This window comes from Ectothiorhodospiraceae bacterium BW-2 (assembly GCA_008375315.1).
Taxonomy (GTDB): Bacteria; Pseudomonadota; Gammaproteobacteria; order Thiohalomonadales; family Thiohalomonadaceae; genus BW-2.
On the sequence record CP032507.1, the window covers coordinates 2,597,449 to 2,617,638 of the forward strand.

At 51.5% G+C, this 20,190-nt stretch carries 18 protein-coding genes, 2 tRNA genes and 3 pseudogenes; 12 read left to right on the plus strand and 11 right to left on the minus strand.

Annotated features, from left to right (window positions below):
* The first annotated feature begins 3 nt into the window (after nt 1-3).
* Nucleotides 4-723 carry a uroporphyrinogen-III synthase gene (locus D5085_12470; protein QEP43864.1) on the plus strand — a complete coding sequence of 240 codons (720 nt, stop codon included), beginning with the start codon at nt 4-6 and terminating at the stop codon, nt 721-723.
* Nucleotides 724-793: 70 nt separating this feature from the next.
* On the plus strand, nt 794-1,180 hold the full coding sequence (locus D5085_12475) for a DUF2384 domain-containing protein (protein QEP43865.1): 387 nt from the start codon (nt 794-796) through the stop codon (nt 1,178-1,180).
* Nucleotides 1,181-1,310: 130 nt separating this feature from the next.
* Here the strand turns inward: D5085_12475 and D5085_12480 are convergent, their stop codons facing one another.
* Both D5085_12480 and D5085_12485 read right to left on the minus strand, forming a co-directional pair.
* On the minus strand, nt 1,311-2,006 hold the full coding sequence (locus D5085_12480; protein ID QEP43866.1) for a mobilization protein: 696 nt from the start codon (nt 2,004-2,006) through the stop codon (nt 1,311-1,313).
* A 258-nt stretch (nt 2,007-2,264) separates the two neighbouring features.
* Nucleotides 2,265-3,027: pseudogene (locus tag D5085_12485) on the minus strand (hypothetical protein).
* A 200-nt stretch (nt 3,028-3,227) separates the two neighbouring features.
* Here D5085_12485 and D5085_12490 point away from each other — a divergent pair.
* Together D5085_12490 and D5085_12495 are read left to right on the plus strand one after the other, a co-directional pair.
* Nucleotides 3,228-3,906 (plus strand): annotated as a pseudogene (locus D5085_12490) (hypothetical protein).
* Nucleotides 3,830-4,255, plus strand: coding sequence for a thermonuclease family protein (locus D5085_12495; GenBank protein ID QEP45154.1), 426 nt, complete (start codon nt 3,830-3,832; stop codon nt 4,253-4,255). The pseudogene D5085_12490 and the gene D5085_12495 overlap by 77 nt, the downstream one beginning before the upstream one ends.
* Nucleotides 4,256-4,311: 56 nt before the next feature.
* Here the strand turns inward: D5085_12495 and D5085_12500 are convergent, their stop codons facing one another.
* A complete protein-coding gene (locus D5085_12500; GenBank protein QEP43867.1) occupies nt 4,312-4,959 on the minus strand; it encodes an S-adenosylmethionine-binding protein in 648 nt (215 codons plus the stop codon).
* Nucleotides 4,960-4,961: 2 nt separating this feature from the next.
* Nucleotides 4,962-5,553, minus strand: a pseudogene (locus tag D5085_12505) (restriction endonuclease).
* A 360-nt stretch (nt 5,554-5,913) separates the two neighbouring features.
* Between D5085_12505 and D5085_12510 the strand changes: the two are divergent.
* A complete protein-coding gene (locus D5085_12510; GenBank protein QEP43868.1) occupies nt 5,914-6,081 on the plus strand; it encodes a hypothetical protein in 168 nt (55 codons plus the stop codon).
* The gene (locus D5085_12515) at nt 6,038-6,433 is read left to right on the plus strand and encodes a formylglycine-generating enzyme family protein (GenBank protein ID QEP43869.1); all 396 of its coding nucleotides are present in this window, start codon (nt 6,038-6,040) and stop codon (nt 6,431-6,433) included. Before D5085_12510 ends, D5085_12515 begins: the two co-directional genes overlap by 44 nt.
* A 7-nt stretch (nt 6,434-6,440) precedes the next feature.
* On the opposite strand, the gene D5085_12520 is transcribed toward D5085_12515, so the two are convergent.
* The gene (locus D5085_12520) at nt 6,441-6,854 is read right to left on the minus strand and encodes a PIN domain-containing protein (protein QEP43870.1); all 414 of its coding nucleotides are present in this window, start codon (nt 6,852-6,854) and stop codon (nt 6,441-6,443) included.
* Nucleotides 6,841-7,047 (minus strand): hypothetical protein, encoded by a 207-nt coding sequence (locus D5085_12525; GenBank protein QEP43871.1) that lies wholly within the window; start codon nt 7,045-7,047, stop codon nt 6,841-6,843. The genes D5085_12520 and D5085_12525 overlap by 14 nt, the downstream gene beginning before the upstream one ends.
* Nucleotides 7,048-7,315: 268 nt before the next feature.
* Between D5085_12525 and D5085_12530 the strand changes: the two genes are divergently transcribed.
* Entirely contained in the window at nt 7,316-7,543 is a 228-nt protein-coding gene (locus D5085_12530) for a hypothetical protein (GenBank protein QEP43872.1), read from the plus strand.
* A gap of 126 nt (nt 7,544-7,669) precedes the next feature.
* On the opposite strand, the gene D5085_12535 is transcribed toward D5085_12530, so the two are convergent.
* The 3 genes from D5085_12535 to D5085_12545 form a co-directional block, all read right to left on the minus strand.
* Nucleotides 7,670-7,760, minus strand: a tRNA-Ser gene (locus tag D5085_12535).
* A gap of 13 nt (nt 7,761-7,773) precedes the next feature.
* Nucleotides 7,774-7,850: transfer RNA gene (locus D5085_12540), tRNA-Pro, on the minus strand.
* Nucleotides 7,851-7,966: 116 nt separating this feature from the next.
* A complete protein-coding gene (locus tag D5085_12545) occupies nt 7,967-11,050 on the minus strand; it encodes a response regulator (GenBank protein QEP43873.1) in 3,084 nt (1,027 codons plus the stop codon).
* Between the two features lie 84 nt (nt 11,051-11,134).
* Between D5085_12545 and D5085_12550 the strand changes: the two genes are divergently transcribed.
* Nucleotides 11,135-12,268 (plus strand): response regulator, encoded by a 1,134-nt coding sequence (locus D5085_12550; GenBank protein QEP43874.1) that lies wholly within the window; start codon nt 11,135-11,137, stop codon nt 12,266-12,268.
* Nucleotide 12,269: 1 nt separating this feature from the next.
* Here the strand turns inward: D5085_12550 and D5085_12555 are convergent, their stop codons facing one another.
* Together D5085_12555 and D5085_12560 are read right to left on the minus strand one after the other, a co-directional pair.
* Nucleotides 12,270-12,884: a CBS domain-containing protein gene (locus tag D5085_12555; protein ID QEP43875.1), complete on the minus strand. Its 615-nt coding sequence runs from the start codon at nt 12,882-12,884 to the stop codon at nt 12,270-12,272.
* Nucleotides 12,885-12,958: 74 nt separating this feature from the next.
* Nucleotides 12,959-16,168, minus strand: a complete 3,210-nt coding sequence (locus tag D5085_12560) for an EAL domain-containing protein (protein QEP43876.1) — start codon at nt 16,166-16,168, stop codon at nt 12,959-12,961.
* 191 nt (nt 16,169-16,359) lie between these two features.
* Between D5085_12560 and flgG the strand changes: the two genes are divergently transcribed.
* The 4 genes from flgG (at nt 16,360) to flgJ (ending at nt 20,011) form a co-directional block, all read left to right on the plus strand.
* Entirely contained in the window at nt 16,360-17,142 is a 783-nt protein-coding gene (gene flgG, locus D5085_12565; GenBank protein QEP43877.1) for a flagellar basal-body rod protein FlgG, read from the plus strand.
* A 20-nt stretch (nt 17,143-17,162) separates the two neighbouring features.
* Nucleotides 17,163-17,825 (plus strand): hypothetical protein, encoded by a 663-nt coding sequence (locus D5085_12570; protein QEP43878.1) that lies wholly within the window; start codon nt 17,163-17,165, stop codon nt 17,823-17,825.
* A 66-nt stretch (nt 17,826-17,891) separates the two neighbouring features.
* A complete protein-coding gene (locus D5085_12575) occupies nt 17,892-18,968 on the plus strand; it encodes a flagellar basal body P-ring protein FlgI (protein QEP43879.1) in 1,077 nt (358 codons plus the stop codon).
* 20 nt (nt 18,969-18,988) lie between these two features.
* Nucleotides 18,989-20,011, plus strand: a complete 1,023-nt coding sequence (gene flgJ / locus D5085_12580; GenBank protein ID QEP43880.1) for a flagellar assembly peptidoglycan hydrolase FlgJ — start codon at nt 18,989-18,991, stop codon at nt 20,009-20,011.
* Nucleotides 20,012-20,190: the final 179 nt, after the last annotated feature.

Consider the following 20,190-nt stretch of genomic DNA (forward strand, 5'->3'; position numbering starts at 1 on the left):
ATTTTGGTGGCCCGCCCCGAACCGGGGGCGACGGCGCTGGTGGCGCAGCTTCATCGAGCTGGGTGGGCGGCGATGGCGTGGCCGGTCATGGTGATCGAGCCGGCTCAAACGCCGCCGCATCTGAGCGATAGCTCGCAGTGGGTGATCTATATTAGCGCTAATGCGGTTCGGTTCGCTCTGCCGCGCTATCCGCAGTTAGTCGCGCTCAGGAGTATTGCCATCGGTCGGGCGACGGCGGCCGCTTTAACTGCTGCGACCGGCAGGGAGCCTATCACCGCTCCCCCCCCCTATAACAGCGAAGCGGCGCTACAGCTACCACCGTTACAGCCGGAGGCGATTGCGGGCGAGTCGGTCACCATTGTGCGAGGGGAGGGGGGGCGAGAGTGGCTGTCTCAGCAGCTAAAACAGCGCGGCGCCGAGGTTAACTACCTTGAGGTCTATCGTCGGCGTCTGCCGACCGCCTCAGAGCTCCCCCCTTTGAGCGAGGTGCAGTGGCAGCAGATAGCGGCTGTGGTTGTGACTAGCGGGGAGGTGCTGCAAAATCTTGTGCAGCTAGTTCCGCCCCTAAAGTATCAACATCGACTGAAGAGACCACTGGTGGTTATCAGTGAGGGGATGGTGCAGCAGGCGCGGCAGCTCGGTTTTGCCGCAGAGGCGATCGTGTTGGCCGCTAATGCGAGTTCCGAGGCGATTATTGCGGCGTTGGGGGCTATATTTGACTAATTTAGTCAGGTAAGGTATGGTGGCCAGCCAATCCAATCCAATCTAACCTAACCACCACAGAGGCCACCTTATGGAACTTACCCTTCAAGAGCGTACGCAGCTTGCGCAGTTAGTTACCGATATTCTCTCGCGCTGGCATATTAGGGAGAGCGATCAGATCGTCCTGCTGGGGCTACCGGATGAGACAAAACCGCGCTATCTGACCCAGTTGCGTCAGGGCAGTAAGCCGATCCCTGATGACGAGAGGGTGATCGATCGTGCTAAACATATTCTTGGGATTCAGGAGTCGCTTGATGTGCTGTTTCCTATGAATCCTAATATGCCCCGTTTCTGGATTCGCAATAAAAACAAGCTGTTTCGGCGCAAAGTACCGCTGGAGATGATGCTAAACGATGGGTTGAACGGGATGGATAAAATTTGGAGCATGCTCGACTGCACCCGCAATTGGGAGAGTTGAACGAGCCAAGATAGGGCACCCACAGGGGGGTGCCCCTACGCAACCACACATCGGGTCAATTGGGATGAATTACCATATCGCCGTAGGGGCAGGCCCCTGTGCCTGCTGATGAAACGATGAACAAGGTCGATTAAGTTAATACCCGATCGAACTCGGCATAGGTTTTGTTCAACCAAACTTTGACGCGCTGTCGCTCCAACAATCCTAGTGTTGGTCCCACCGCTTCGTCTTTGTTATTGGCGGCCGCCCATAAGCTGGCCCCAATACGATCGATTTTACGCATTGCACTAGCGTGTAGTTTGGGTAAGTCAATTATTTTTGCACCGAATGAATCTGCCTTGATTTTTGCTTCAGACTTTTCAAAAGGGGTGAAGTCGCTACCACAACCCCGGTTGCGAACGAGTATGTATTCCGGAGCTGATTGATAGCTGTTAAGTGTCTTTTCTAAAAGACGAATAGCGTCAGTGCCATCGTCCATGACATGCCAGAAAGTGGTCACTATGTCGATTTCTTTGGTTATTTCCATAAGTCCTGACTCAGACATCCATTGGTCAATGTTTCGGGAAGACTGTGCCGCCAAATCCACAATCACATCGCACCCATGCTCTACGGTCACCTCGATGATTTTATCTGCGCTCTCGAAGTGGCTGATATCAACAGGTTGAGCGTAGTCAGCGTAATATCGAATCAATGCCCCATGTGATAAATCACCATCAAAAGCACTAAAGGGCTTATCTCGATCTAAATAGTATTGGGCTAAAGCTCTGGCTAGGACTGATTTTCCTATACCACCCTTTTCTCCGCCGATAAAATGAATGCGGGCCATTATAGTGTTACCTCTAATTTGCTTCTATGCATAATGATACAACAATGTTCTTGGTTACCCATTAACAGAAAATTATTTGCCATCTTTGAATAACCGGCTATAGGTTGTCTCCACTAATCAACGCGCCGAGCCGCAACAAAATGGCCAGGTAGCAGAGTCTGTTCCCCCTTGCCACGGGGCTTAACGACGCTATAGCCGAGGCAAGCTATATTATCAGCTAGTGCAGGCGGAAGCTGTCAAGCAATTTAAGACCAGTGGTTAAAAAAAAGTCACCATTGCCTCTTCGTACACTTTTTCAACCTCAGTAAACTTAGTGACGCTCTCTAGGCGAGTTAAGGTTGTGAGTTTCATCGAGTTTTTCATTGGGCGATGTGGCACATTGGTCACTGGCGTTTGCAGCGAGAGCGGTTTGCCTAGCTCAAATAAATAATACAAATCAGCCGAGCCTGATTTCTTACCCGCTTGATCTTCGGTAATGGCATAGCGTGGTAACACTGTGACTCGCTTAACCGGCCAAAGTTTGTCAATTTGCTTGGTTGAACTTTGGGTGTCAGAGGTAAGCGCTAACGCTAAATAGCGAATTTCCTCGGCGATATGTTGCTTAAATTTCTGCAAAAATGTACTTTGCGGCAAGTGATACCACTGCGCTATGCCTTGCTCAAATTTTTCAAAGTAGCCATTATTACGGCCTCGTTGGCTACCTAATGCCACTGTCATAGTCAAATCAGGGTACAGCACTTGGCGCATGCCGTAATATGGTATGCGTGCAGCTTCTTGTATGTAGAGCCTTTCCGCCATGCCGGCCACTGGATACATAGCCTCATTGCCTTGCCCTGTTTGTGTATTCAGTGCTGTGCCAATTTGGGCTTGCAAGAACTCTAGCAACCACTGGTGACCGGAATAACCGTACTCAGTCTGGCTAGGCAAGAGTGCAAACGCGCCAATACCCACTTCCTCATATTGCGGTTGCGTAGGGGTTTGGTTTTGTAGCTTGAACAAAAAAACCAGGGTATAAACAATACCTTCGCCAAAATTATTCATGCTAGGCAGCCTTAGGTATCTGATTAATACGGCCTCTATTAGCCGCCTGCTGAATAATTTGGTCAATAATAACCGCATCCGGCATTTCTCAATACCTTCGCCAAAAAAATGAGGAGGGCGAGGGGCTAAGGTGATAAGCTTAAGTGACGAAACAACAAGCGAACACCGGAGCCCCAGCCCATGCCAGACATTATGCTACTTTTAACCTGTTTAAGCTACGAGTTAGGAAAAACAAATCAGCGTCGTTTAGTTCGAATCGCTGAAGCGATGCTGTCGATGACAGGCCGAGTCACCATGTTGGGACTTTCCCGCTGGAGCGGTCGAGGGGGGAGCTATCGTACACTTCAGCGTTTTTTTCATAGCACGATTAATTGGCCGCAACTGAATTGGTCGCTGTTTCAGAGTCATCTTTCAGGAGAGGATACAGAATGGGTGATGGCTGCGGATGAGGTTGTGGTCACGAAATCGGGTAAAAAAACATATCAGCAGTGATATCGAATTAGGCTATGAGAAGTTGGTTGACTACTACCGACTCAGATTCCAAATTGAGTTCAATTTTCGGGATGCCAAGCAGTACTGGGGACTGGAAGATTTTATGGCCGTCAAACAAACACCAGTTTACAACAGTGCTAATCTTGCGATGCTGATGGTTAACCTCTCTTATATATTACGCCAGTCCATGCGTGAAGAGTGTCCAGACTTCAGTGTGAACGATCTCAAAGCGGAGTTCAGAGGGCGCCAATATGTCTTGGAAGCTTTAAAATTGCTTCCAGAAATGCCGGATGCGGTTATTATTGACCAAATTATTCAGCAGGCGGCTAATAGAGGCCGTATTAATCAGATACCTAAGGCTGCCTAGCATGAATAATTTTGGCGAAGGTATTGACTGCATTGATACCCCCGAAATAGGGCAGAAGCCGTGGGGCGAGCAGAGTCGGGATCACCTGAGAGCCATTATCGGCAGTGAGATCACCTTAAAACGCCATACCACCGACCGCTATGGGCGGGTGGTGGCGGAGCTGTTTGATGCTACCGGTCAGAGTGTTAATTTGGCTATGGTGCGGGCGGGGAGGGCGGCGGTTTATGGGCGTTATTGTAGTGATGCTGCCTATTTTGCGGCTGAGAGGGAGGCTCGGACGGCTAAATTAGGGATTTGGGCGGTTGATGGGGGGCAGCAGCGGCCTTGGGAGTGGCGGGCTGGGCGGTAACGACCAAGTTCATCAGCTGGTATGGAGCGCAGTGGAATTGACATCTATGAACCTCATCAGCCAGTTCTGGCTTTTTTTATTGGAATTACATTTGATTGAGAATGATTTGAATATGTATCCCAATCAGGAGTGTATTCGTCAGCTTGGTTTCCCCAGCTAAACCAACCTTTTCTTGAACCTCGAGCAAATAGCTCAATACGTGGCCCCCAGCTACATGACTCAATTATTTCATACTGCTCATCTGGTTTTCTACTGTGCTCTCTTTTACGGGAAGATATTATGTTTTCTTGACTTCGGCCTGGTTGCAAAGTGCGTGCGTTTTTACCTCGGACACCGAATAAAATCATTTCTGTGACATTACGGAAGTAGAATCCTACTCCCCTACGATCAGGGCCACCATCTTTTCTAACCTTGTACCAAATTAAGTTGGTTTTATAGGTAAAGCCCCAGTGCTCCATGACCTGCATTCCTTCTGCTAACAGTGCATTAGGAACCCAAAGATAAAGGTGTGCGGTATCTTCTGCAATTGCTTCTACAGGTAGGTCTTTAATTTCCTGTAATGTCATTGTTGGATAACGAGATAATCGTTTATGCTCTGGTGCCATTTTTCCAGTACGGTTTTGAAATTGCCAAGGTGGATCAGCTAAGACTGTTGAGAATTTTCTCGTTCCAACCTCGTTCAGTAAGTCATCTGATGCACTCATGGCTATTCATCCTCGATATATAACTGTTTTGTAATACCGATTACCAGAATTGGGCAGCCAGCACCTCCGCCACCTTCAATTCTTGGCAGTAATTTGCTCATATGAGTTGTTGATGCTCCATAGGATGAGCCTCTTCCAAGATCATTGAAAATTTCTTGTAGCTCATCACACCTTGTAATTATAACACCGACGCTTATCGCCCGAAGATCAAATAACAAACGAAAGTTATTAAGGTCTCTATCGTAGAAAGGGTCTTTATTATTCCATTCAATTTCAAGAGCTACACGATTTTTCAGACAGTCAATTTTATGGGTTGGGGTATCCGTAGATACATCATCAACAACAACCTTTGTTTTAAATTCCTTATTCTTCCCAATTTTTATTATATAAATAGCCATCAATATATGCGGATACCTGAGATTTTCTACCACCTGATTTAGTTATCCAGCTTTTCTTCAACCGAAAGTCAGTTAATACAGAAACAATATCATCCCATTCATTCGGAAAATCTTCTTTAAGGATAGCGCAAGCGTGCTTCCATTCATGAATTTCGTAATTATCTCTTATGAATTGTGGAAGCAAATTAGTGCCCATATTTTCTCCTTATCGTTGGTTGTTCATAACAAGTTACTAAACAAACCCGCCCATTTCCTCATCCTGATGGCTAAAACCGCGATTTCCTAACGGGTTAACTCCGGTTTTTGCAGGATCAGCAGAAACCGCTGATCAATCACGGCTAACCTCAATGAGTATATCAACCCCGCATCCCCTGTCCAGCCTAAATCCCACCTAAACCCTAAAAAACGGCCACTCCCTCAGCCCTCGGCTGCCACTTCTGCCAGCTACCGGTAAACACCGTAGCGCAGTTGTAGGCATCTTGCAGGTACTCCAAATCTTGAACCATTGAGCCGAGATAGGGTAGCATAAACCACAGACAAGCCCGAAGGAGTCCTCATGCGCCATCTTACTCTGCTGTTAATCCTGCTCTGCACCATGCCCGCATGGAGCCAAAACCGTACTGCACTGGTGATCGGTAATAGTGACTATAGCGCATCACCCCTTAATAACCCGGTTAACGATGCCCGCGCGATGCTGTGCTGTGCGGGGAGGGACGACGACTAAATACTATTGGGGTAATAACCCAAGTGGTCGCCATGCAAATGGAAATGAGGCGCATGGTTGGCTAAATGATGGTTATAGCAAAAAAACGGTACCAGTTGGTTCTTTTAAGCCCAACGACTTTGGTCTGTACGATATGAGTGGTAATGTATGGGAGTGGGTGCAGGATTGGTATAGCGGCAGGGCTTATAGCAACCATAGTCGTAACAACCCTACCGGCCCATCGAGCGCCTCCCTCCGGGGCAATCGTGGTGGTAGCTGGAGCAGCGACGCCAGCCGCCTGCGTTGCGTTAATCGCATGTCCTTCTCGCCAGGCCTCCGCAACCACAGCATCGGCCTGCGCCTTGCCAGGTAGAGTTACCTTAGCCCACTAACAACGGATTAATAATCACCAGAGACTCAACCCACTGCCCATGCTGCATATCCTCACTGTAGAGGGTAGTGCAACCGGCTTGTAGCGCTGCCGCAGCAACCTGGCTATCCCAAATAGAGAAGCCGTAACGATTGCGGATGTGCTGTGTCCGGCGAATCGTGGTGCTATCCATCGACTGAACCCGGCAACGCTGCAGCATTCGTTCAATATTGCGGCCAATCGTCGCTTCATCCTCACCATTGCGGCGCATGGTGTTAAAGTATTCAGCACAGACTTGGGCACTTATCACCCTATTCTGGCACTGTTGGGTAAAGTCCCACGCCTTAGATGAGCGTTCATCTGCCGGGGCATCTAGGTGGGCATAGACCCAAATGTTGGTGTCGATAAAGTTAGCGCCGCTCATTGCGCTCTTCGCGTGAAAGTGTAATAACGCGATCTACCCTGCGGCGTTCAAATTCGCTACTCTCTTTATCCGTCCCGATAGAGGTGTCATTGGATAGTGGCCAAATAATCAGCTCTATCCGTTGATGCTGTAAATCTTCCGGTATGGGGATTGAGGCAGGGGCATCATCATAGATTTGTCGGATAGGTTGCATAGTTTAGCTCTCCAGGTAGGTTAGTCCGCTAATCGTATGAGATTTAGCTGCCGCTGTCACCCTGTTCTGCTCACCATGTAACGGCTCTACCGGCTACACCGTTGCCTTCGGCACCTACCACATCAGCCAGTCTACCCACTCTCACTGCTTTCCCTGCGCCCGTACCGCCTGTCACCGGAGGTACGGCCTGAACCACACCACACCCCCTGCCATTTTTAATTGATTATTTAAGGAGGGCAGCAGGGTGGTGTCCGCTTGGGGGTGTGTTATGGCTTCAGGTGCTTTTTGTGGGGTTATAGCAATAGACGAGCGCCACGGCACCCCACGCCAGGCCATCGATGAACAGGCCAAAGCGGCAGACTTAACCCATGCTGCTACTGTTCATCGCATGATTTTAGCTGATTTGATGGATGCAGGGGTTGATGAACGGTGTGCCAGAGCTGTGATTACCGCTATTGCTAAGGGGATGGTGCCGAATGTGACGATTCGTTATTAAGGATAAGCGAGCCAGGGAGGGCTGATTTATTGTCCCACCACAACATTGTGACTGAATCCAAGTGGTGGGATAATTAAATTTAGTTTATTTTTTATTGTTGATAATCAGTGGTTTATGCAATTTAACTGGCGGAGAGCGAGGGATTCGAACCCTCGATAGGCGGTTAGCCTATACACACTTTCCAGGCGTGCTCCTTCAACCGCTCGGACAGCTCTCCTGCAATACGATTTTGGTCGGGATGAGAGGATTTGAACCTCCGACTTCTGCCTCCCGAAGACAGCGCTCTACCAGGCTGAGCTACACCCCGAAGCGGTGCGATTATACTCGGTTGAGTTTAAGTTTCAACTAAAACTGCTGCCGAGGGGGGGGATCGGGTTAGCGTTACGATGGCTGCGGGGGAGAATAGTGTTATGAGTTCGGTAGTTACAGTAGCTGTCGCAGTGCTGTAACCACTTGTGGATAGTGGTCGAGGAGGGCGTCAATGGTGGTCGTATCGATCTCTTGTTGACGCGCCGAGAGCTCGATGGTGAGACAGAACTCGGCGAGTCGCTCCGCACCGAGGGTAGCGCTAGAGGATTTGAGTTTGTGCGCCATCTTTCTGACCTGTTCGCTATCGTGCTGCTCTCTTGCCTGTTGCAGTCGCTGTAGAGTCTCCTCCCCTTGCTGGATAAAGTGGCCTACCATCTGCTCTAGCAGGCCAGGGTTACCCATCTGCTGTAGCTGTAACAGTGGTTGGAGCTTCTCTTGGCGAATGGTTGGGGGGGGTGGGGAGGCGGTCTCGATGGGGTGTTGAGGCTCCTCTGCTGGTGTCGGGGGGGAGGGGGGCTGGCTGGCGGGGGCCGTGGTAGGCGTTAGCCAGCGCTGTAGTAGGGTGGAGAGCTGCTCTAGTTCGAACGGTTTGCTCAAAAAATCGTCCATTCCTGCCTCGCGACACGCCTCTTCGGTGCCGCTAATGGCGTGGGCGGTGAGGGCGGCGATCGGGGTGTGGGGGCGCTGCTGCTGCTGCTCAATGGCCCGAATTTGACGGCTCGCCTGATAGCCATCTAGGTGGGGCATATTGATATCCATTAGGATTAGATCAAAGGGTTCTGAGTGCATTTGGTAGTGCTCAACCGCTTTTAGGCCATCTTCAACTAGGGTAAATTGGCAGCCAAATAGTGGCAGTGTGTGGCGAATCACATCTTGAATGACTTCGTTATCTTCGGCAATGAGTAGCTGTGCTTGGCTAAATTGAGGCAGGTGCTTTTGTGGCAATGAGGCGGGAGGTGAGAGTGGTTGGGGGGCCTCAGTTGCTTGGGGTTGGATCAGGGTAAACCAGAAGCGGGAGCCTCGATTTGGCGCACTTTCGACGCCGATCTCCCCTTGCATCATCTCAACTAGCGATTTGGCAATCGCTAGACCTAAGCCGGTGCCGTGGTTGCTGTGCCACTGGTGATCGTTAATGACTTGGTAGAAGGAGTCGAATAGGTGGCGCTGATCCTCGACACTAATGCCTATCCCCTCGTCGATAACTTCCAACTGGAGCTGGTAGTGAGTCGCCTTGGCCTCTTGTCGTGTGTCGATCAGTCTCCCTTTGAGCTCTATTCTCTTTCCCGCTGGGGTAAATTTAATCGCGTTGCCGAGCAGGTTGTAGAGAATTTGCCGAATGCGATTGGCATCGCCATGGAGTGTGTCGGGTAGGTTCGGATCGAGTGAGAGCTTTAGCGTTAGATTCGACTGGGTCAGACGCCCCTGAAATAGCTCGGCGACCTGTTGTAGTAGTTGTTGGGGTGAGTAGGGGGCGCTGGTGAGGGTAAACTTGCCCGCCTCAATTTTGCTAAAGTCGAGAATATCGTTAATAATCGCTAAAAGGGTGACGCCGGAGGTGTGGATGGTGTCGGCAAAGTGGCGCTGTTCGTGGTCGAGTTCGGTTCGTTGTAATAGGTTTAACATCCCTAAAATACCGTTCATCGGGGTGCGAATTTCGTGGCTCATGCGGGCAAGAAAGTCACTTTTGGTACGATTAGCACTCTCTGCGGCTAGTTTTGCCTGCTCTAACTCCTGAGCCGCAGCCTTTTCGGCGCTAATGTCGTCTAACGCCCAGATGGAGCCCTTCTCTGCGGTTCGACTATCGATTAAGCGTCCGACTAGTCGGCAGGGGACGGTCTTTTGATCCCGACAGTGGAGTAGCTCTTCGCTGCGCCAGACGCCGTTGGTGGCAAAGCAGCGGCGAATTTTGATCTGTAGTCGCTTAAACGCTATGTTGCCACCGAAGAGGTGGCATAATGGGAGCTGCATTAGCTCCGCTTCGCTGTAGCCGAGCAGTTCGGCGGCACGCTGGTTGGTGCGTTGGATAGTGTTTTGTTGAATGAGGGCGATGCCGAGTCCCATGTTACGAATCATGAGTTGGTTCTCCATCGTCAACTCCTGCTGTAGCTGATCGAGCCGAGTGCGGTAGATGGCGGCTCCTATGAGGTTGGCGGTGGTGGTGAGGGCGATATGATCCGAGTCGCTCCAGCGATGGAGCTGCTGCTGCTGCTCCAGCCCCAAGACGCCCCAGAGGCGGGTGTTGCTGAAGATCGGAATAATGTTGAGCTGGCGAATGTCGCTCCGTTGTAGTAACTGCTGTTCGATGGCGGTAAATTCGCTGAGACTGCCTTTGATGCAGTGGTATTGCTGTAGCTGGCGGTGCCACTGCTGCCATAGCTCACTCCACTCCGGCTCGCGGCGTATATGGTAGAGGAGCGGTTCGGTACGGCTCCGATCGCTATTCCAGCAGGCGATTAGCTTGAGCTGTTCGGGGGGGGGCATCCCAGAGGGAATTTGGTAGAGATAGACGCGGGTCGCCTTGGCAGAGAGGGCGAGGTAGTGGAGTACATCTTCGATATGGATCATCCAGTCGCTCTCTTCGAGCAGCTTTTCGGCACAGTAGGCGACGGCGGAGAGCAGCGCGCTGCGATCATCGACCATTTTGTGTAGGTTAACTCGATACTCGGTTAGTTCGGACTGAATCTTGAGATCCTCGCTAATATCGCGATAGAGGCAGAGCAGGCCGTAGATCTCGCCGTGGCTATCGGTTAGGGGGGTTTTGCTAAACTCAACCCATAGGGTGGAGCCATCGGCGCAGTGGCGTGGTTCGATGATATTGCTTAGGGTCTGTCCATGTTGCAGCACATTGAGATCACCTGAGTTAAACTCACTGGGGTGGGGAAATATCTGACTCTCATGCAGGCCGGCTACTTGAGCCGGATCATTAAAGCCGAAGTCAGTAGCGGCAAGGGCGTTACAGCCGAGCAGGGTGCCGTGACGATCTTTCCAATAGATCCGAAACGGCACCGCCCTTATCAGCGGTTGCCAGATAGCTTCGGCGTGGGGAGGAGCCGGTTGGGGAGGGGAGAGGCGCCACAGCCAGATCAGCCATGGGAGCTGAATGAGCACGATTAGTCCGAGCTGTAGTGGCGTCTCGATCTCAGTGAGGGTAATGGCGGCTAGTAGTAGTAGGGTAAGTAGCTGTGCAATAATGACCATAGGGATAATATCGTTGGCGATGAGGGATAAGGTTGGTATGATTCATCCAGATTCTGATGTCGGTAAAGTATAACAGGAGAGAGTATGGCCGAGGAGAAGATCTTAATCGTTGATGATGATCTGATGTTTCAGGGGATGCTACAGGCGCTGCTCAAGTCGTATCGGCTCAAGGTCGTCGCTAGTGGTGAGGAGGCGCTCGCTGAGGTCGAGCAGTTTGCCCCCAAGTTGATTCTGCTCGATATCAATATGGAGGGGATGGATGGCTACGAGACCTGTCGCCAGCTACGCCAGCGTGAGGTCTCTCGGGAGGTGCCGGTTATCTTTATCTCCAATATGGTCGCGCTGGAGGATAGGATGCAGGCCTTCGGTGCCGGCGGCAACGACTATATTGGCAAGCCGCCCGATAGCAGTGAACTGATTGCCAAGGTTGAAAAGATGCTGCAGCTACAGGGCGAGCGTCATAGGCTACAGCAGGAGCTACAGCAGAGCTATTCGCTGATTATGGATCTGCAACAGGAGTCCTCTAATCTACAGAGTGTGAGCCGCTTTATGCAGGCGGGGCTCTTCTGCCACGATCTCAATGATCTCTTCACCCTCTTTTTTCGTACCACACGGGAGCTAGGTATCGGCTGTGCGCTAAAGCTGCTGCTGCCCGATGATCACCAAATTCGTGCCGATAACGGGTCGATTAGTCGGCTGGAGCGGGAGATTTTAGAGATGGCGGAGAGTTTTGATCGCATCTACTCGTTCGGACATGGCCGAGCGCTGTTTAACTGGCAGTACGCTTCGCTGCTGGTGCGTAATGCGACCGATAAGCTTGATATTATTGCCATCTTAATGGATGGCTTAAATGCGAGCATGAAGGCGATTGTGACCGAAAATTCGCTGCTAGAGCAGGTACAGCGGTTAGAGTCTGATAATGGTGAGGTGAAGGATAGGATTTACGATCTGTTTCAGGAGATGAATATCTCGCTAAAAGAGGCGATTTTGTCGCTCGGTGTCACATCGTTAACGATGGATGAGGAGGATAAGCTAAATGATCTAATCGATCTCTTTAATGGCAAAATTAACCAGCAGATGGATAGGTTAAGTCAAAATAATCAGGGGATATTTAGGTTAATTAATGAGCTGCGTCAACCCCCTCCTGAGCTCGAGGAGCTGCTGCGCCAGAGTCATGATAGTGAGCAGCAAGAGAGCGGCGGTATCGCCTTTTTTTAGTTCAGGCAAACAGGCGCAGCGGTGGTTCATTCATCACTGTGCGCAGAATATCTTTGCGCGAGACGATGCCGACCAGCTCATCCTGTTCATCGACCACCGGCAGAGCGTTTAAGTGGTAGTCGAGCATTATTCGTACGATACGACGAATATCGGTAATCGGATCGGCGCTAACAACCTCTTGGGTCATAATCTCCTCGACCCAATCGCCACGACCGTTTAATTGACGGTTTAGCAGCGCCCGCTGGCACTGGTGGCGAGTTAAAATCCCGACCAGTTTATGATAGACATCCATAACCGGTAACTGCCGTATCTCATGGCGCTGAAATAGCTCTCCTGTCTGCTCTAGCGAGGTGGTGGGTTTGACCGAAATCACCGGTGAAGACATAATTTGATAGACATGATAGACCGGTTCGCGTGGCGGCTGCTTAATGGCATCTTTATAACTAGCAATGGCTTGGTCAGACATACGATTTTGACGCTGCTTGAGCTGATTGCGTTCTATCAGCTCGGCTACATTTTGTGGATTTTGGGTCGCGTCTCGTGGCTTTTTGACGCGATAGAGCGCCTCAAGGGTGTCACGAAAACGCCGACCTTCGGTGGTATAGATTGCAAACACTATCTTGGTTTTGCTCCTCTGGTTGTTGGCGTTAGATGATAGTTACACAGCGGCAATAACGGGGAGATATTGAGTTAACTGCTCTGCTCAGGCTCGATGAGGGTGCGGTAGCAGTAGCCGAGCTGGTTATAGTGGTGTAGCTTCTCAAGCAGTTCGCGGTAGGGTAGCGGGCGGCTGAGTAGATAGCCCTGAATCTGGTTACACTGATGCTGTTGTAAAAAGCGTAGCTGTTCGCTAGTCTCGACCCCTTCAGCGACCACATGTAGGCCGAGGCTCTGAGCCATGGAGATAATCGCCTTAACAATCGCCGCATCGGCAGAGTCAACCTCAAGATCGCGTACAAATGACTGGTCGATTTTAAGGGTGTGAATCGGAAATTTTTTCAGATAGTTGAGTGATGAGTAGCCGGTACCAAAGTCATCAATGGTCAGGGTATAGCCCTGGTCGCGCAGCCTAGTCATCTTCTGAATGACCGAGTCGATACTCTCCATGACCATACTTTCGGTAATCTCTAGCTCGATCAGATGGCTATCGGCAGCCACCTCGCCAATAAGATGGATCATCTGCTCAATAAGATCGTGCTGCTGAAACTGGCTAGCCGCAAGGTTGACTGCAATTCGAAAATCATACCCTAAGGCTTGGCTGAACTGGAGTGCATCGCGGGCGGCCTGCTGTAAAATCCACTCACCGGCGGGGATAATTAGGCCGCTCTGCTCTAAGAGTGGAATAAACTGATTCGGCGGCACTAACCCTTTGGTCGGGTGGTTCCAGCGCAGTAGCGCCTCAGCCGAGAGGATGCGATCGGTGTGTAGATCGAGTTTCGGCTGGTAGTAGAGCACAAACTCTTGCTGCTGCAATGCTTGACGCAGCTCACTTTCAAGGGCGATCTTATGGTGCAGGTTCTCCTGTAGATCGCGGGAGAAGAACTGATAGTTGTTGCGGCCGCTATCTTTGGCTTTGTAGAGTGCCATATCGGCATTTTTAGTTAAAGTTTCGATATCCTGCCCATCGGTGGGGTAGATGGCGATACCGATACTGGCGCTAATTTGCAAATGGTGGCCGCCATTGAGTGTCAGTGGCGTGTTGACCGTATCGAGCAGCTCTTGGGCGATAATACCGACATCGTAGAGGTTATCGCCGCTTTCGCTCAGAATTAGGGTAAACTCATCGCCGCCGGGGTGAGCTAATGTATCGACATCCCGTAGCTGCTGCTTCATGGCGCTAGCCACCTTTTTTAACAGCTCATCGCCGCTGCTGTGGCCGAGCGAGTCGTTAATATTTTTAAAGTGGTCGAGATCGATCATCATGAGCGTGGTCTTCAGGCCGCTCTTTTGACAGTGTTTAATCTCCTGCTCTAGTCGCTCGTAGAAGAGCTGCCGGTTAGGGAGTTGGGTGAGTGGATCGTAGTAGGCGAGCTGCTGTAGGCGGGCGCGGGATCGTTTTTGTTCGGTAATATCGGAGAAGATTCCGACAAAGTTGAGAATCTCCCCCTGCTCATTGCGCACGGTGGTGATGGAGAGCCATTTGGGATAGATCTCGCCATTTTTGCGCCGATCCATAATCTCACCGCTCCAGTGATCACCTTGGGTAATCTGCTGCCACATCTCGGTATAAAATGCCTTATCGTGTAGCCCCGAATTGCCGACGCTGGGATTTTTACCGAGCACCTCATCGCGCTGATAGCCGGTGATTAGCTCGTAGGCGTGGTTCACATCTTGAATATTGCCGTTGACATCGGTAACTAGGATCGCCTCGCTGGCGCTTTCGACAACCTTGCGTGCTAGGTGGAGATCGTGCTCGGTTTTGCGTCTATCGGTAATATCGATCGACATCGAACAGATAGCATAGGGGATCTCCTCATCGTTATAGAGTGGGAACTTGATGGTATGGAAGCAGTAGTGGCGTCCCTCAATGGTCAACTCCTCATCGAATGAGGCCGGTTCTAGGGTGTGTAGCAGGCGAATGTCGTTACGAGAGATGGTGTTGTTGTCATTGCCGAAGATCTCGGCATCGCTGTGGTACACCACCTCTTCAAAGCGCTTGTTAAATAGCTGTAAAAAGGCCGGATTGACCACCTGATAGTGGCCGAGTAACTCCTTAATATAGATGATAGCTGGGGCGTTATTAATGACACTCTGTAGCTGCTGCTGTTTATCGCGCAGATCGCGCTCCCGATCGGCGATAGTGGCGATAATACGATTGTAAGCGCGGGTTAGTTGGATAATCTCCTCATCGCGCGAATAGGGCTCAATCGGTGTTAGTGAGCCTTGGCAGAACTGGTTGGTCTGCTCGGTTAGGTGTTGCAGGGGGCGATTAATCCAGCGTTGGCTTAGATGGAGTACTAACGGTACGATAATGGCGACACAGGTCACTAAAATAGCCAAAATGGTGAGCGAGAAGCGATTTAGCTGCGCCGTTAGCTCCGAGAGGCCGCTGTCGATCAGTAGCAGCACGCCGCCAGAGTCGGGGAGGGAGTTACCACCGAGCTGGAGCGCAACGGCGGCGATAGTGGGGCGCTCTGGCGGCAGTAGGGTGAGCGTCAGTGGGGCGTTTTGTGGGGAGAGCGGCTGATATGTCAATAAATTGGCGCTTTGGGTGAGTTGCTGCGCTATCTCCGTGGCCGTCAGGGCAAAGCCGTCAGGTATCGGTGTGAGCGGTTGCTGGCTGTAGAGCAGCAGTTTCGCAGCGGCATTTTGTGCTAGTTGTTGCAACTTTTGCTGATCTAAGGGCTGGCGTAGATGGAGCCAGGCTAGAGTGTTGTGATGGAGAGGATCACGAATCTCACTCATCTGTTCGGTATAGAGCTCTCCACCCTCGCTGACTAGGCGTAAATCGTGCCCCTCCGTGGCTAGCGGCAGGGTGGGGATCTCGGCTGCAAAAGGGGCCACTAGCTTGCCGTTAGGGTGGCGTTTAAGTTGCAGTAGAGGCTCTTTTGCGGGGGTGAGCAGCCTCATCTGCCATAGCAGCGTTGGTGCTAGATCATCCCCTAGAGCGGCGGTAATTCGCCTCTTTTCGTCCTCAGAGAGGGTATGGTTCATCGCCCCTCGACCCAGAGCGACTACCTCGTGGTGGTGAGAGATGATGTAGTTCAGTTTTTGTAGCCGCTGCTGATACTCCTCTAACGCCCGCACCACCCGCTGACCAGTCTGGTTAAGGTTATATTGGTTACCTTGATGGTAGAGGGAGTCGATAGCGAGCAGAAACAGGCCGCTAAAGAGCAGCAATACCAGTGTGATGGTGAGCAGAATCACCGCCACAATTTTATTGCGAATCGAGTTAGGCATTGATAATGTTCATTCTTAAAGTATCTAAATGTTTGGTAGAGAAGCGCATCCATCCTCGCTGTTGGCGCATCATACCGCAAATGGTTCGGGGTGACTATGGTGTGGCAATGCCTCCTGACTCTCTTTTTGGCATGATAACTGCTTTTGCTAGGGGGAGAGTCAATTTTTTGAACGGTTACGGAGGGTAAACGATGAATCCGGCACTCTGGATAGCAAAAACGGGCGTAAGCGCCCAAAGTACCAAATTAGGGGTGGTCTCCAATAACTTGGCCAATGTGAGTACCACCGGTTTTAAACGCGATCGAGCTAACTTTGAAGATCTGCTCTACCAAAATATTCGCCAGCCAGGGGCGCAGTCGAGCGCCACCACCACCTTTCCGAGCGGCTTAATGCGTGGAACTGGGGTGCAGGTGGTCTCGACCACCAAAGAGCACATGCAGGGCAATATCAATCCGACCGATAATGCACTCGATATGGCGATTAATGGCCGTGGTTTTTTTCAGATTCTACAGCCCGATGGGACGATCGGCTATACCCGTAATGGCTCCTTCTCTCTCAATCAGGAGGGACAGATTGTGACGGCTAACGGCTATCCGCTGGAGCCGGCGATCAATATTCCACAAACCGCGCAGAAGATTTCGGTCTCTGCCGATGGGGCGGTGCAATATACGCTGCGAGATGGGACTCAGGAGACTGCGGGCAATATTCAGCTAGCCGATTTTATTAATCCAGTCGGTTTACAACCGGTAGGTGAGAATCTGTTTAACGAGACGATCGCCAGTGGCGCTCCTGTCGTGGCTGCTGGGGGGCAGAATGGGGTCGGCACGATTCAAGGGGGGGCGCTAGAGGCCTCTAATGTCAATGTGGTGACTGAGCTGGTCGATATGATTGAGACCCAGCGGGCCTATGAGATGAACTCTAAGTCGATCTCGACCGCTGATCAGATGTTACAGTATCTGAACCAGAATCTCTAATTAACTAAAGGAGCCGAACCATGAGCCCTTACCTGAAAACTTCGCTACTGCTGCTCGCGTTAGCCGCTGCCGGCTGTAGTAGCGCACCGGAGCGACCGGTGCACGATCCCGAATTTACCCCCGTCTATCCGGTGACTAAGCAGCAGCCGGTGGCGATTAACGGCGCCATCTTTAGTGACGAGGGTAATGGGATATTTCAAAATAACACCAAGGCGCACCAGATCGGTGATCTGTTGACGATTCGGCTGCAAGAGAGTCTTAACGCTAGTAAATCGACCAATACCGCCACTGCTAAAAGCGGTTCGGTCGATATGAAAGCCTCCACGCTACTCGATGGGGCGCTGCTCAACAATCAGCTAGAGGGGAGCAGTGGCTTTAGCGGCACCGGCTCTTCAACCCAAACTAACAGCCTAAGCGGCAATATTACCGTCACTGTGGTCAATGTACTGGCTAACGGCAACTTAATGGTTCGGGGTGAAAAGGTGATGCGGCTTAATCAGGGCGATGAGTTTGTTCGTCTCTCTGGAGTGGTACGACCGAGCGATATCGATACCAATAACAGCGTGGCCTCCTATAAAATCGCCAACGCCGAAATTATCGTCGGTGGTAATGGCGTGGTGGCCAATGCTGGCAAGGCGGGCTGGCTTAGCCGCTTCTTTAACAGCCCGATGTGGCCGTTTTAATGCTTCATCCATCCATCCATCCATCCATTCTGTCTTATCTATTCTATATTTAGAGAGGTTAGTGCCATGAGAGCGATCCCCATCCTGTTGCTACTACTGCTGCCAATGACCACGCTAGAGGCCGGACGGCTAAAAGATCTGGCTACCATCGCCGGCGTTCGTGATAACCAGCTACTCGGATATGGCCTCGTTGTCGGGCTCGATGGCAGCGGTGATAAGGGGACTGTTGCGCGGGAGAGTCTGCGCAGTATCATCTCCCAACTCGGAATGGAGCTACCGGCGGGGGTCAATCCCGATACCGATAATGTCGCCGCCGTCATGGTTAACGCCACGCTGCGCCCCTTTACCAAACCTGGGCAGACCATTGATGTGACTGTCTCCTCGATTGGCAAGGCGGATAGTCTGCGTGGTGGTACCCTGTTAATGACCCCGCTTAAAGGGGTTGATGGCAACATTTACGCCGTGGCGCAGGGGAATCTGGTCGTGAGCGGCTTTGGCGCGGAGGGGGCGGATGGGTCGCGTATCTCCGTTAACCACCAGAGCGTCGGTCGAGTGCCGAATGGCGCGACCGTCGAGCGGGCGGTGCCGACGAGCTTCAATCAGGGTAAACATATCACCTATAACCTACGCAATCCCGACTTCACCACCGCCAATACCCTAGTTGAGACCATTAACGGTATGCTAGGGGCGGGGACAGCGGTACCGATTGATGCCTCATCGATTCGGATTAGTGCCCCGGTTGATCCGACGCAGCGAGTCTCCTTTATCTCGCTGCTAGAGAATATGAGCATCGAACCGGCTGAGGCGAGCGCTAAAGTAATCGTCAACTCTCGTACCGGTACTGTCATTATCAGCAAAAATGTCAGAGTCATGCCGGCGGCGATTACCCACGGCAGCATGACCGTAACGATTAAAGAGAACCAAGAGGTGGTTCCTGGGATTGCCGGTAATGCCTTAGAGCAGGATACCGAGATCAATATCAACACCGGCCCGAAGCGGATGTTTAACTTTCAGCCGGGGGTCGATTTAAACGACATCGTGCGGGCGGTTAATCAGGTCGGGGCGGCACCTGGCGATCTGATGGCGATTTTAGAGGCGCTCAAAGAGGCCGGAGCGCTACGAGCCGAACTAATCGTGATTTAATAGTATTGGAGAGCAGTGAGATGGTCGATTCAGTCACGACAGCGAGAGCGCAGAACTATACCGATATTCAAGGGGTAGGTGCCCTGCGCAAAGGGGCCGAAAACTACGATGAGTCCACCATGCGTACCGTGGCGAAGCAGTTTGAGTCGCTATTTATGCAGATGATGCTAAAGAGTATGCGTGAGGCGACCCCGAAAGAGGGGCTGTTCGATAGCGATGCGAGTCAGACCTATCTTGATCTGCACGATAAGCAGCTAGCGAGCGATCTCTCTACTAAAGGGCATGGATTGGGGTTAGCCGAGATGATCTATCAGCAGATGGTACAGAACCGACCCGGCTATACCCCTCCTGAGCGACAGTTAGCCGCACCGGAGCGAGATAGCAGTCTGGGGAGTTTTCAGCCCCCGCTCGCGACCGTGATGGCTGCCGATGCCGAGCCAAAAGCGTCGCTTAGTGAACGGCCAGCGATCGCCTCAGAGGAGGAGCCCCCCGAACCGCTCTCGCCATTAACATTAACCGCTCTGCCACAGCGATTTGACTCGCCAGCCGAGTTTATCGAGGCGATGCTGCCACTAGCGCGGCGGGTCGCTTCCGAACTAGGGGTAGAGCCGAAGGCACTGGTTGCCCAAGCCGCACTAGAGACCGGCTGGGGGCGGGCGGTGATTCGTCGAGCCGACGGTAACAGCAGTTTTAATCTATTTAACATCAAAGCCGACTCGCGCTGGCAGGGGGAGAGCGTGGTGAAGGCGTCGCTGGAGTTTGATCAAGGGGTTGCGGCACCGGTACGCTCACCGTTTCGAGCCTACGGCAGCTACGAGGAGAGCTTCGCCGACTATGCCGACTTTATTCAGCGTAACCCCCGTTATAGTGAAGCGCTAAAGGCGGCACCCGATGCCGCGGCCTATGTCACAGAACTGCAACAGGCAGGTTATGCAACTGACCCGAACTATGCCTCTAAAATTCATGCTATTATGGCCAGACCAGAGTTTGGGCAGAGGACAGAGCTAGCTGATAGTGGCCATCGTGTCAGCCATTGGCGCTAAAGTTGATGGAGATCAACCATTAATCGCCGCCGTTAAGAATATTAGAATTTACTAATTATGTTTAAATTCATATTATTATGTTGATTACCTAGAATCGAGGTTAAAAAAAAGGAAAAAAAAGTGTTGCAACTCGTTGGGCGTTTGGTCTAAAGTTGCACTGGTTGTAACGATGACCGCAA